Origin of the sequence: Corallococcus sp. BB11-1 (genome assembly GCF_026626625.1) — a bacterium.
Lineage (GTDB): Bacteria > Myxococcota > Myxococcia > Myxococcales > Myxococcaceae > Corallococcus > Corallococcus soli.
On sequence record NZ_JAPNJY010000031.1, the window covers coordinates 355,153 to 367,820 of the forward strand.

General features: G+C 70.5%; 8 protein-coding genes. 4 read left to right on the forward strand and 4 right to left on the reverse strand.

The features are described from left to right. The first annotated feature begins 5 nt into the window (after positions 1-5). Together OV207_RS27525 and OV207_RS27530 are read left to right on the forward strand one after the other, a co-directional pair. Positions 6-1,172: a hypothetical protein gene (locus OV207_RS27525; RefSeq protein WP_193428852.1), complete on the forward strand. Its 1,167-nt coding sequence runs from the start codon at positions 6-8 to the stop codon at positions 1,170-1,172. Between the two features lie 129 nt (positions 1,173-1,301). Continuing rightward, positions 1,302-2,912, forward strand: coding sequence for an SDR family NAD(P)-dependent oxidoreductase (locus OV207_RS27530; RefSeq protein WP_267558031.1), 1,611 nt, complete (start codon positions 1,302-1,304; stop codon positions 2,910-2,912). A gap of 10 nt (positions 2,913-2,922) precedes the next feature. Here the strand turns inward: OV207_RS27530 and OV207_RS27535 are convergent, their stop codons facing one another. Then, positions 2,923-4,107, reverse strand: coding sequence for a glycoside hydrolase family 26 protein (locus OV207_RS27535; RefSeq protein ID WP_227027743.1), 1,185 nt, complete (start codon positions 4,105-4,107; stop codon positions 2,923-2,925). A gap of 166 nt (positions 4,108-4,273) precedes the next feature. On the opposite strand from OV207_RS27535, the gene ileS reads away from it, so the two are divergent. Next, positions 4,274-8,017, forward strand: a complete 3,744-nt coding sequence (gene ileS, locus OV207_RS27540) for an isoleucine--tRNA ligase (protein ID WP_267558032.1) — start codon at positions 4,274-4,276, stop codon at positions 8,015-8,017. 191 nt (positions 8,018-8,208) lie between these two features. Beyond that, positions 8,209-10,452 (forward strand): TonB-dependent siderophore receptor, encoded by a 2,244-nt coding sequence (locus OV207_RS27545; protein WP_267558033.1) that lies wholly within the window; start codon positions 8,209-8,211, stop codon positions 10,450-10,452. Between the two features lie 3 nt (positions 10,453-10,455). On the opposite strand, the gene OV207_RS27550 is transcribed toward OV207_RS27545, so the two are convergent. From OV207_RS27550 to OV207_RS27560, 3 genes are read right to left on the reverse strand one after another with little or no spacing between them, the layout of a single operon-like run. Continuing rightward, positions 10,456-12,012 (reverse strand): PepSY-associated TM helix domain-containing protein, encoded by a 1,557-nt coding sequence (locus OV207_RS27550; protein WP_267558034.1) that lies wholly within the window; start codon positions 12,010-12,012, stop codon positions 10,456-10,458. Next, on the reverse strand, positions 12,009-12,296 hold the full coding sequence (locus OV207_RS27555; RefSeq protein ID WP_267558035.1) for a hypothetical protein: 288 nt from the start codon (positions 12,294-12,296) through the stop codon (positions 12,009-12,011). Before OV207_RS27555 ends, OV207_RS27550 begins: the two co-directional genes overlap by 4 nt. Then, the gene (locus OV207_RS27560; RefSeq protein ID WP_267558153.1) at positions 12,293-12,580 is read right to left on the reverse strand and encodes a hypothetical protein; all 288 of its coding nucleotides are present in this window, start codon (positions 12,578-12,580) and stop codon (positions 12,293-12,295) included. Before OV207_RS27560 ends, OV207_RS27555 begins: the two co-directional genes overlap by 4 nt. Between the last annotated feature and the right edge of the window lie 88 nt (positions 12,581-12,668).

The following is a 12,668-nucleotide window of genomic DNA, read 5'->3' on the forward strand; positions in this document are numbered from 1 at the left end:
CGCGCATGCCCACCCTCCCCGCCTCCGCCCTCGACGCGTCCGAAGCCCCGGCGTCCGTGCGCTTCCAGGGCCTGTGGCTCTTCTCGCCCCGGGCGGACATCAGCCTGCTGCTGCTGCCCACGCTGCTGATGCTCGCGTGCGTGTGGCTGGCCAGCTTCACCGGCGAGGGCTCCCGGGGCTTCTCCCAGATGATTGGCCGGTGGACGTCGCAGTACGTCTTCCTCAATGGCACCCACGTCATCCTGACGTTCCTCCTGGTGGGCACCCGGCGCGAGCTGCTGCACACCACCCCCCACCAGTCCCGGCTGCTGGTGGGCGGCTCGGCGGCGGTGTTCGCGGTCACCTTCGCGCTGTTCTGGTACACGAGCGAGCACGCCCCCCTGCTGGCGCTGCTGCTGGGCGCCACCGTCCACATCCTGGCGGCGCACCACACGCTGTCGCAGGTGAAGGGCCTGTGGGCGCTGCACGGCCTCAGGGGCCGCGCCCAGGGCGCCCCGCCCCTGTCGGAGGCCGAGCGCACCCTCCAGCGTCAGTTCGTCCCGCTCGCGCTGGTGCTGATGATGGCGCGCTCCCTGGCGCTGCCCGTCACGGCGGCCCGGGGCGAGGGGCCGATGATCAACATCGGCCAGGCGGAGTCCGGCTCGCTGCCGCACGTGCTCATCTGGCTGCTGCTCGCCGTGTGGGGTGTCTTCGTCGTGAGGCTGGTGCTCGCGATGCGGGGGCCTCCGGGCCAGAGCGGGCCCCGGCGGGTGTACGTGCTGGGACACGCGGCGGTGGTCGCGGTGTACCTGGTGTGGCCGCTGTGGGGCGCCATCCTGAGCGCGGGCATCCACGGGCTGGAGTACTTCTTCCTCACCGGCCGGATGCTGGAGCCCACGCCCGCGGAGCCCACGGCCCGGCTGCGGGGCCCCCGGGTGTGGCTGGCGATGGTGGCGGTGATGTCGCCCATCATCCTGGTGGGCATCGTCAACAGCCCCTTCGTGACGCTGGTGGACGGCGTCACAGGAAACGCGGCCACGGTCTTCTTCCTGCGGCAGGAGCCCCTGTGGTCCCTGGGCGTCGTCGCGACCAACGCCGTCGTCCTCGCGCACTACTTCGCGGACGCCTTCCTCTACCGCTTCCGGATCCCCCGGGTGCGCGAAGTCACCCTGCCCCGCCTGGGCCTGGGCTGACGGTCCCCGGATGGACGGGGGAGGCCCAGGCTCCGGCGCCCGGACGCCCGGCCCCCCGCCCGCCCGCCCACCGGGCCCCCTGCAGGCCCGCCTTTCCCTGGGGCGTCCGGGAGGGTAAGCACGCGGGTGATGAATCAACTCGTCAACACCTCCCAGCCGCCGCCGCAGGACGCCCCCGTCCCCCCCACCCCCAGCGTGGAGGAGGTGCGCCGCGCCATCGACCTGCTGAAGACGCTGACCGAGCACCGCATCCTGCTCACCCGCCTCCCGGAGGAGGACCACCACGGCCTGCTCGCCGCCGCCGGCCGGCTGGTGCACCCGGACAAGGCCGCCAAGTCGAAGCTGCTCAACACGCTCAAGCGCGAGCGCAAGGTCGAGAAGCGCGAGAAGGACCGCGTCGTGCGCGCCAACACGGAGATCCGCGCGCTGCGCCGCGCCCCCGTGCTCACGCTGCCGATGCTGCCCCCGCCGCCGCCCACGGAGACCGAGGAGCGCGTGCTGGAGGAGCCGCGCAAGTGCTACGTGTGCAAGCAGGAGTACCGCAAGCTGCACTTCTTCTACGACATGCTGTGCGGCGCATGCGGTGACTTCAACTACTCCCGCCGCACGCAGCGCGCGCAGCTCAACGGCAAGGTGGCGCTCATCACCGGCGCCCGCGTGAAGATCGGCTTCCAGGCGTCGCTGATGCTGCTGCGCTCGGGCGCGACGGTCATCGCCACCACCCGCTTCCCGCAGGACGCGGTGCTCCGCTACGCGCGCGAGCCGGACTTCGCGGACTGGTCCCACCGGCTGCACGTGCACGGCCTGGACCTGCGGCACGCGCCCAGCGTGGAGCTGTTCGCCCGCCACATCGAAGAGACGCACGACAGGCTGGACATCCTCATCAACAACGCGGCGCAGACGGTGCGCCGTCCGCCCGGCTTCTACCGACACCTGCTGGGGGGCGAGCTGCGGGATGTGAACAGCCTGCCCCAGGAGGTGCGCCCGCTGCTCGCCGGCCACCAGGCCTGCATCGCGGCGCTGCGGCCCGCCCTGAATTCAGGGAGCCCCGGCAACGTGCTGCGCGCGGGCGACACGGACGTGAGCACGGCGCTGTCCGCCACCACGTGGCGCAGCAGCGACCCGGCGCTGGGCATCCACTCGTCGGCGGCGCTGTCGCTCCTGCCCTATGCGATGGAGCAGGAGCCCGACACGCAGGCGCTCTTCCCGCAGGGCCGGCTGGACGCGGACCTCCAGCAGGTGGATCTGCGCACGACGAACTCCTGGCGCCTGAAGCTGTCGGAGGTGCAGACCGCGGAGATGCTGGAGGTGCACCTCATCAACGCCGTGGCGCCCTTCATCCTCGTGGGCAAGCTCAAGCCGCTGATGATGCGCGACCGCTCGCAGCCAGGCCACATCGTCAACGTGTCCGCGATGGAGGGCAGCTTCTCGCGCGGCACCAAGACGGACAAGCACCCGCACACCAACATGGCCAAGGCCGCGCTCAACATGATGACGCTCACCTCCGCGGCGGACTACGCCCGGGACGGCATCTTCATGAACGCGGCGGACACCGGCTGGGTGACGGACGAGGACCCCATCCTCCACGCCGAGCGCAAGGTGCAGGAGCTGGACTTCCAGCCCCCGCTGGACATCGTGGACGGGGCCGCGCGCATCGTCGACCCCGTCATCACCGCCATCAACACGAACGAGTTCGTGTGGGGCAACTTCTTCAAGGACTACCGCCCCACCAACTGGTGACGCGGCCCCGTCAGCGCAACGCGCCCCAGTTGTAGGTCGCGTTGCTTCCGCCGGTCAGCACCCGCCAGTACGTCCCGTAATACCCATACGTGTCCTTGATGGCCTTGTGGTTGCTGGACACGTTCCAGTCGTTCGGGCTCGTCGTCCCCAGGTTGTGGATGAGCGAGTCACCCCACACCGAGTAGATGGCCCACGGACGGGCGTCCAGCTCGGACACCGTCCCGTAGCGGCTGTCACCCCAGCGCACCGGCAGCTTGTCCGTCTCCGCCACCATGCGCGGTTTGTTGTAGCCCGCGAGCCCCGTGTAGAACTGGGCCGGGAAGTAGGGATTGCCGTGGTAGATGTCCACGGCCACCACGTCCACGCGGTCGCTGCCCGGGTAGTAGGCCGCCGCGTCGCCGCCGTACGTCCCGTCCCACTCGTACGGCGACCAGACGAAGATGAGGTTCTTCAGCCCGCGCGTCTTCACCAGGTAGTCGTGCGCGATGTTCCACAGCTGCCTGTACTGGTACGGGTCGTGGTTCGCCCACCAGAACGGGGACGCGCTCCCCTTCTTGTTCATCTCATGGAAGGGGCGGTACAGCACCGGCACGCCCGCATCCCGGAGGATGGTGAGCTTGTCCGCCGCGAAGGACAGGTCGCGCAGCAGCGCCTGGTACTCCGCCGTGTTCGCCTGCCAGTTGATGACCCGGCCCATCCAGTTGGAGTCCATCCAGGACTGCCGGAAGTTGTTCGGCCAGCTCTTCACCGGCGCGCCCGGGTAGGACTGGTGGAAGCTGAAGCCGACGATGCCCTCCCCGTAGATGAACCGGTCGCGCGCGAAGCCCACCGCGTAGTCCACGTACGGCTCGCTGTAGGTGGAGCGGTTGTTGCCCGGCCCGAAGTCGAACTCCACGAAGCCCGGACGCCGCCCGGAGATGTCCCCCACCTTCACCCAGTACTCGCCCGCGTAGGCCTCCTTCTGGGCCTCGCAGTGCTGGCCCATGATGGTCTGCTTCGGGCCGCCGTTGCGGCTGTTGTTCTCCAGGTCCGTCAGCAGGTTGTAGACCTTCTGCGCCTGCGCCGTGGGGCCGGGCGTGCTCAGCGTCCGGGACACCTGCGCCAGGGCCGGGCTCGCGCCCAGGCACAGCACCAGCGCCGCCAGGAGCGCGAACGCGGAAGGGAGGGAAGAGGCGGTGCGACGGGGGACGTGCATCACGAGGGGGACCTCCAGGGGCTGCCCGGGAAGCGGCCAAGGTGCCACCAGTCCACCACGGATTACATGAATTTCAGTGAAACCCAACTTGTCCACCGTCCGTCAGGGCGGGGCGCAAGGGCCTGGATTCACTGCCAGCGGGCCTGTCCGGTGGTATCAAGCGGCCATGTCTGAAAAGCCTTCGTCCCTGTTCGACGCGGTCCCCGTGGAGATGGACTTCCCGGCCGAGGAGCGCCGCGTCCTGGCCTTCTGGAAGGAACGCGGCATCTTCGAAAAGTCGCTCAAGGCGAACGAAGGGGGCAAGAGCTTCGTCTTCTACGAAGGGCCGCCCACCGCGAACGGCCTGCCCCACAACGGCCACGTCCTCACGCGCGTCATCAAGGACCTGTTCCCCCGCTACCAGACGATGCGGGGCCACTACGTGCCGCGCAAGGCGGGCTGGGACACGCACGGCCTGCCGGTGGAAGTGGAGGTGGAGAAGGAGCTGCGCATCCACGGCAAGGCGGAGATTGAGCGCTACGGCGTCGAGCCCTTCACCGAGCGCTGCATCGAATCCGTCTTCCGCTACACGGCCGAGTGGGAGCGGCTCACCCAGCGCATCGGCTTCTGGGTGGACCTGAACGAGGCCTACGTCACCTACCACCGCGGCTTCGTGCAGAGCGTGTGGTGGGCGCTCTCCGAGCTGTTCAAGAAGGGCCTGCTGTACCAGGGCCACAAGGTGGTGTGGTGGTGGCCGCGCGGCGGCACCGCGCTGTCCGCCGCCGAGGTGGGCCTGGGCTACAAGACGGTGGACGACCCCAGCGTCTACGTGGCCTTCCCGCTGCGTGACGCGCCGGACACCGCGCTGCTCATCTGGACGACGACGCCCTGGACGCTGCCGTCCAACATGTACGCGGCCGTCAACCCGTCGGTGGACTACGTCACCGTGGACGCCGGGGACCGCAAGCTCATCATCGCCGCCGCGCTGCGCGAGGAGCTGTCGAAGAAGCTCAAGAAGGACCTGCCGGTGCTGTCCACGCAGAAGGGCCAGGAGCTGGTCGGCAAGCGCTACACGCCGCCCTTCGACACCTACTTCGCGAAGGACGCCAACGCGACGCTGCCCCTCAAGGACGGCGGCGAGGACTCCGTGGGCTGGCGCGTGCTGGCCGCGGACTTCGTCACGCTCGACAGCGGCACGGGCATCGTGCACACGGCGCCCGCCTTCGGCGAGGACGACTACGACGCCTTCCGCAAGGACCGCCTGCGCTTCAAGAACCCGGACGCGCTGGAGATGCGCTGCGCGGTGAAGCCGGACGGCACCTTCTCCGAAGAGGTGCCGCTCGTCACCGGCCGCTTCGTGAAGGACGCGGACAAGGACCTTCAGCGCAACCTGAAGGAGCGCGGGCTGCTCATCCACACGGAGCAGTACCGCCACGAGTACCCCTTCTGCTGGCGCGCGGACGAGGACCCGCTCATCCAGTACGCCCGGCCCGCCTGGTACATCCGCACCACGTCCGTCATCGAGCAGGCCAAGGCCAACAACCAGAACGTCAACTGGGTGCCGGAGCACATCAAGGACGGCCGCTTCGGCGACTTCCTGGCCAACAACGTGGACTGGGCCCTGTCGCGCGAGCGCTACTGGGGCACGCCGCTGCCTTTGTGGATCCACTCGGAGACGGGTGAGACGGAGGCCGTGCCCTCCATCGCGGAGCTGCGCCAGAAGCCGGGCAACAACGTGGCCGCCGTGGAGGCGGAGCTGAAGGCGTTCCTCGCCGGCAAGCCGCACGAGGCCAACGCGGAGCACCTGCTGGTGCACAAGCCGTGGATCGACAAGGTCACCTACGAGAAGGCCGGCACCAGCGGGAAGTTCCAGCGCGTCCCGGAGGTGGTGGACGTGTGGTTCGACTCCGGCTGCATGCCCTTCGCGCAGTGGGGCTTCCCGCACGCGGCGGGCTCCCAGGAGACCTTCAACCGCGCGTTCCCGGCGGACTTCATCTCGGAGGCCATCGACCAGACGCGCGGCTGGTTCTATTCGCTGCTGATGGTCAGCACGCTCGTCTTCGACGAGGAGACGCAGAAGCGCATGGGGCTCACGCCGAAGCGTGAGTGGCCCATGCCCTACAAGAGCTGCATCGTGCTGGGCCACGTCTCCGACAAGGAGGGCAAGAAGGAGTCCAAGTCCAAGGGCAACTACACCCCGCCGGAGATCATCCTGGACGAGGTGCGCATGGACTTCGCGGTGCTCACCGCCACGGAGGCCGGCGTCCCGGCGGAGCCCGGCGTGGCGCTCATCGCGCGCGAGGACCTGGAGGGCCTGGACACGCAGGAGGGCGCCCGCGTGCAGCTCTTCCGCGCGGACCGGCCGGACGCTGCCGTCACCGTGACGGTGAAGGTGCACAAGAAGCTCAAGCGCCGCGTGGTGCTGCTGGCCCCGGCGGAGCTGCAGGCGCTGGACGTGAAGCCCTCCGCGCGCGGCGCGGACGTGATGCCGGTGGAGGTGCCCCGGCTGCCTGCCGGTGAGCGCGTGGTGCTCAAGGACCCCGCCACCAAGGCCCCGGGCGCGGACGCGTTCCGCTGGTTCTTCTACGCGGCGAGCCCCACCTGGTCCAACACGCGCCACTCGCTGGCGAACGTGCGGCTGTTGCAGAAGGACTTCCAGGTCAAGCTGCGCAACGTCTACTCGTTCTTCACCATCTACGCGAACATCGACGGCTTCAACCCGGCGAAGGGCAACGCGGGCGCGAAGGAAGCGCCGTGGATTGCCATCCGCAAGAGCGAGGGCTGGCGCCCGGTGAAGGACCGGACCGTGCTGGACCGGTGGATCCTCTCCGAGGTGCAGCTCACCCTGCGCGACGTGTCCAGGGCGCTGGACACGTATCAGGTGTACGACGCGGCCCAGCGGATGGTGGCGCTGGTGGACGCGCTGTCCAACTGGTACCTGCGCCGCAGCCGCTCGCGCTTCTGGGCGCCGGGCTTCGAACAGGACAAGCAGGACGCGTACTTCACGCTGTACGAAGCGCTCACCACCATCACCGCGCTGTCCGCGCCCTTCATCCCGTTCTTCACCGACGAGATGTGGGGCAACCTGGTGGTGAAGCCCTGGCCGTCCACGCAGCCGGAGAGCGTGCACCTGGCGCGCTTCCCGGACGTGGACACGAGCCTCATCGACGAGGGGCTGGCCGCGGAGATGGGCGCGGTGCGCGAGCTGGTGTCGCTGGGCCTCAAGGTGCGCACGGACAACAAGCTCAAGGTGCGCCAGCCGCTGTCCCGCGCGGACGTCATCCTGTCGCGCCGCGAGCTGACCGAGCGCGTGGCCGTGTACCAGGAGCTCATCTCCGACGAGCTGAACGTGCACACCGTGAAGCTGGTGGAGCCGGGCAGCCCGGAGGCGGACGTGGTGCGCTACCGCGTGCGGCCCAACCTGCGCGCCATGGGCAGCCGGCTGGGGCCCAAGCTCGCGCCGGTGCGCAAGGCGTTCGACGCGGGCGACGGCCGCGCGCTGCACCACGAGCTGCTCCAGACGGGCAAGGTGGCCCTCAACGTGGGCGGCGAGGACATGGTCTTCCCGGCCGAGGAGCTGGAGACGCTGGTGGAAGCCCAGCCCGGCTACGCCGCCGCCGGTGCGGGCGTGGGCGTGGTGGTGCTCCACACGCAGCTCACGGAGGCCCTGGTGGACGAGGGCCTGGTGCGCGAGCTGCTGGCGCGCGTGCAGGGCGCCCGCAAGGACCTGAACCTGGGCTACGCCGACCGCATCCGCCTGTGGGTGGACGGCGATGACCGGGTGAAGCGCGTCGTCGACGCGGCCCGCGAGGAGATCTCCCGCGAGACGCTGGCCTCGGAGATCCACGTCGGCCCCGAGGGCCTCAAGGGCACCGAGGAAGAGGACAGCCTCAACGGCCTGCCCGCGCGCATCCGCGTCGAGCGCGCCTGAGTCGTGACGTGGAAGGCTTGAGCGCTCCGGGGTAGCAACACACCCGGGGCGCCCAGAACAGACAGGGCGTGTGGCAGCGGAAAGGACCGGGAGGGCGTCACCGTCCTCCCGCGCCACGCCCGCCTTGCCGCGTCAACGGGGGCCGTGGTACGCGGCGGGCTCCCCCTTTGATTTCGCAAATCATTCTCAACATGCCCATCCTGCCTCGAAGCCGCGCTCGCCGCCTCGTCCCGGGAGCGCTGCTCGGCGCTTCGGTCGTCCTGTCCTCGTCGGCCCTGGCCCAGGAGCCCGCGGTGCCGCCGGCGTCCCCGGCGCCCTCGGAGTCGTCCCCCGTCGTGTCCCCGTCCGAGGCGCCCGCTCCGGCTCCGGCGGCCTCCACGGATCCGGAGGAGACCTTCACCCTGCCCACCGTGAACGTGGAGGCGGAGCGTGAGCGCGCCAACGGGCCGGTGAAGGGCTTCACCGCGCGCCGCAGCGGCAGCGGCACGAAGACGGACACGTCGCTGCTGGAGACGCCGCTGGCGGTGTCGGTGGTGGGCCGCGCGCAGATGGATGCGCAGCAGGTGCAGTCCGTGGTGGAGGCCACGCGCTACACGCCCGGCGTGCGCTCGGAGACCTTCGGCGCGGATTCGCGCAACGACTGGTTCCTCATCCGGGGCTTCACGTCGCAGGAGGGCGGCTACTTCCTGGACGGGCTCCAGCTGTACTCCAGCAGCTTCGCCACCTGGCGCATCGAGACCTTCGGCCTGGAGCGCGTGGAGGCCGTGCGCGGCCCCGCGTCCGTGCTCTACGGCGGCACGTCCCCGGGCGGCCTGCTCAACATGGTGGGCAAGCGCCCTCCCACGGACGGGCCGGTGCGCCACGTGGAGGTGGGCGTCAACGAGTTCGCCAACGGCTACGCGGGCGTGGACCTGGGCGGCGCCATCGACGCGGGCAACCACTGGCGCTACCGGGTGACGGCGCTGGCGCGCGGCGGCGGCACGCAGGTGGACGACATCGACAACAACCGGCTGTTCCTCGCGCCGGCGCTCACCTGGGCCCCCACGGAGCGCACGTCGCTGACGCTCTACGCGAACCTGCTGGCGGACCGCACCCGGGGACAGAACTTCCTGCCCTACGTGGGCACCGTGGTGGACGCGCCGTATGGCCGCATCCCCACCGACCTCTACACCAGCGACAAGAGCCTGGACCGCTTCAAGCGCGACCAGCGCTGGTGGGGCTATGAGTTCGCCCACCGCTTCGACGACACCTTCACGGTGCGCCAGAACCTGCGCCACGCCCGCCTGGACCTGGACTTCCAGACGCTCTACGGCGTGGGCTACGCGGGCGACCCGGCGGAGGCCCAGCTGGCGCGCGGCAACTTCGTGACGCTGCCGAGCGCGAACCTCTTCACCGTGGACACCCAGGGCGAGGCGCGCTTCACCACCGGCCCCGTGCACCACACGGTGCTGGCCGGCGTGGACTACAAGCACTACCGGCTGGACGACGAGCAGGGCTACGAGGCGGGCGCGCCGCTGGACCTACTGAACCCCGTGCGCGGCGACTTCACGCCCACCACGACGCGCTACACGGACAACCGCTCCACGCAGGACCAGCTGGGCGTCTACCTCCAGGACCAGGCGCGCTTCGGTGAGCACCTGGACCTCGTGGTGAGCGGACGTCACGACTGGGTGGGCCTGGCCGTGGACAACGCGCTGACCCCGGCCGCCAGCTACGACGGCAGCGAGAGCGCACTGAGCGGCCGCGCGGGCCTGCTCTACCGCTTCGACAGCGGCGTCGCGCCGTATGTGAGCTTCTCGCGCTCCTTCAGCCCGGTGGCCGGCACGAAGACGGACGGCACGCTGTTCGAGCCGGAGACGGGGCAGCAGCTGGAAGCCGGCGTGAAGTTCCAGCCGGAGGACACGCGCCTGATGGTGGGCCTGTCCCTCTTCGAGCTGAAGCGCCAGAACTTCGTCACCACCGACGGCGCCTTCAACCAGCTCCAGATTGGCGAGGTGCGCTCGCGCGGCTTCGAGGCGGAGGCCAACGCCACGCTGCTGCGCGGCCTGAGCCTCATCGGCTCCGCGTCGCTGTACTCGCTCGAAATCACGGAGGGCGCGGAGCTGGAGCTCGGCAAGCGCCCGGTGGGCGTGCCGGAGGTGATGGCGTCGCTGTGGCTGGACTACACCTTCCAGGACGGCGCGCTGCGAGGCTTCGGCGCGGCGGCGGGCGTGCGCGGCGTGGGCGCGTCCTACGCGGACCGCGAGAACACGCTGGAGGTGCCGGGCTTCACGCTGGTGGACGTGGGCGTGCACTACGAGCGCGGCCCGTGGCGGGCGGCCCTCAACGCCTCCAACGTCGCGGACACGACCTACGTGTCCTCGTGCAGCTCCACGGCGGCCTGCTTCTACGGCGAGCGCCGTCGCGCGTCCGCCAACGTCGGCTACACCTGGTAGCCGTCACGCCTTGACGAGCGGTCCTTCCGGAGCCTCCCCGCCCGGAAGGGCCTCCACCGTCCGCCGACGGCGCAGACCCCACGCGAGCCCACCGCAGCACAGGGTCATGCAGCACAGCAGCAGCTCCGACAGGAACACCGGAGGCATCCCCCGCGCCAGCGCCGTGAACAGGTTCACGTCGCGGAGCGCCACGTCGCCCACCACCACCCCACCGAACAGCACCGCGGACAGCGCGCACAGCACGCTGGCCACCTGACGGGGGACGACGCGAGGCACGAACGCGAAGACGACCGCGAGCGCCCACGCGCCCAGGAACAGGCCGAACTCCCAGTCGGCCCGCCGCGCCAGCGTCCACGGCAGCACGCGGTTCACGGCGAAGTAGAACGCCGTGCCGAAGGCGAGCCCCGCGGACACGCCCACCGTCAGCCGCTCCAGCGCCCGGTGGCCCCGGTGCTTTCGCAGCGGGTCCCGGCGCTCCAGCCACACGAGGTTGCCGGTGATGAGCACCGCGCACATCGCCAGCGCGAGCAGCGCGTAGAGCGGCTTCATCAGCGCCTCCGCGAACCGGCCGGCGTGCAGGTCGAAGAGGAGCCGCTCGAAGGTGAAGGCCGGCGTGCGGGACTCGGCGCTGGAGCCGAACGTCTCGCCGCTCACCGTGTCCACGTGGGCGAAGTGGTCCGGCCCCAGGGGCGCGAGCTGGAAGTAGACGCCGGCCCACGCCCTCGCATCACCGTAATGGTGGAGCTCCACGTAGCGGGGAACGCCCTCCGCGCCGGGGACCGACTGGCGGGCGCGGGCCACGACGGTGTCCAGCGTCAGCATGGGCGCCTCGCTCCTGGCGGCCTCACGCAATGGCTCCTCGTGTCCACGAAGCCGCGCCACCCGGTCCGCCTGACCGCCATACACGGCGGAGCCGAAGCCCTGGGAGGCGAGCGCGGACAGGCACAGGACCGCGCCCGACCACGCGAGCATCGCGGTGAAGGGCAGCCCGAAGACGCCCAGCACCTTGTGCGCATCCGACGCGGAGAAGCGCGGCTTCGCGGTGGGCCGGAAGCGCCACCACTGCGCGCGCAGGTCCTTCAGGTGGATCCACAAGCCGCTCACCAGCGCCATGAGCAGCGCGACGGACACCACGCCCGAGAACTCCATGCCCCACGGCACGCGGTAGAAGAAGTGCATCCAGTACAGCTCGCTGGCCAGCCGGCTGCGCTCCGGCAGCGCCGCGCCGGTGACGGGGTCCAGCCACAGCACGCGAAGCCCCGTGGGCTCGAAGAGGTACGCGGTGATGAACCGCGTGTCCTCGTGCGAGAGCAGGCCCACGCGCGAGCCCACCGGGAGCGGCGCCTGCTCCTTCACCCGCGCGAGCATCGCGTCGAAGGACGCAGGGCCCTCCAGGGACGGGGCCGCCTGGAGCGCGGGGTCCTGCCAGAGCTCCAGTTCCTCGCGGAACATCGAGAAGACGCCGCAGAAGAAGATGACGAACAGGAAGAGGCTGGCGATGACGCCCGCCCACGCGTGCAGGTCGTACTGGATGCGGAAGGTGCGGGGCGAAAGCTTCATCGCGCACCCCGCACGGCCAGCGCGAGCGCCACGGGCACCATCACCGCCAGACACACGCCCCAGGCCACCCGCCCACTCCTCGCCAGGGGCAGCGCGCACGCCAGCCCCACCCACACGGGCAACACCGCATGGAAGCCCAGCGCGAACGCCCATGGCCCCGACATGGGAAGGAAGGCCATCACCCCCGCGCCCACCGCGAACGCCGCGAGCGGCGCGCCCACCACGGTCGCCAGCGTCCGCGCGACGGAGTGGTTCGCGGCCTTGTCGGCGCGCTCCGCGCTCATTGCCCCACCCGCATCAGGACCAGGGGAACCAGTCCCACCGCCCCGCTCGCCCAAGCGACGGAGCGCGCGCGGTGGGGCCGGGGAGCAAGCCACAGCACCAGCGCCGAGGCCGCCGTCATCGCGAGCACCGACAGCACCAGCAGCCCCGCCACCGGACCGAAGCCCACGAGGCAGCACCCCAGCGACGCCAGCCCCGGCACCGCCGCGAGCCACCGCCCCTGACGTCCCGCGCCCAGCCACGACACCGCCGACACACAGAAGGCCAGCGCGGCCAGACTCAGCATCGTGGGCACCCGACGTCCCGGCTTCTTCGCTCAGTGTTGATAATGATTTGCATCCTCATCAGCCCCCCCTCCCCCTGTCAAGGCGGCG

Excerpts from the sequence above, each read along its gene's own strand:
- OV207_RS27525 (WP_193428852.1), top strand. The coding sequence starts at position 6 with ATGCCCACCCTCCCCGCCTCCGCCCTCGACGCGTCCGAAGCCCCGGCG.
- OV207_RS27530 (WP_267558031.1), top strand. The coding sequence starts at position 1,302 with ATGAATCAACTCGTCAACACCTCCCAGCCGCCGCCGCAGGACGCCCCC.
- OV207_RS27535 (WP_227027743.1), bottom strand. The coding sequence starts at position 4,107 with ATGCACGTCCCCCGTCGCACCGCCTCTTCCCTCCCTTCCGCGTTCGCG.
- ileS (WP_267558032.1), top strand. The coding sequence starts at position 4,274 with ATGTCTGAAAAGCCTTCGTCCCTGTTCGACGCGGTCCCCGTGGAGATG.
- OV207_RS27545 (WP_267558033.1), top strand. The coding sequence starts at position 8,209 with ATGCCCATCCTGCCTCGAAGCCGCGCTCGCCGCCTCGTCCCGGGAGCG.
- OV207_RS27550 (WP_267558034.1), bottom strand. The coding sequence starts at position 12,012 with ATGAAGCTTTCGCCCCGCACCTTCCGCATCCAGTACGACCTGCACGCG.
- OV207_RS27555 (WP_267558035.1), bottom strand. The coding sequence starts at position 12,296 with ATGAGCGCGGAGCGCGCCGACAAGGCCGCGAACCACTCCGTCGCGCGG.
- OV207_RS27560 (WP_267558153.1), bottom strand. The coding sequence starts at position 12,580 with ATGCTGAGTCTGGCCGCGCTGGCCTTCTGTGTGTCGGCGGTGTCGTGG.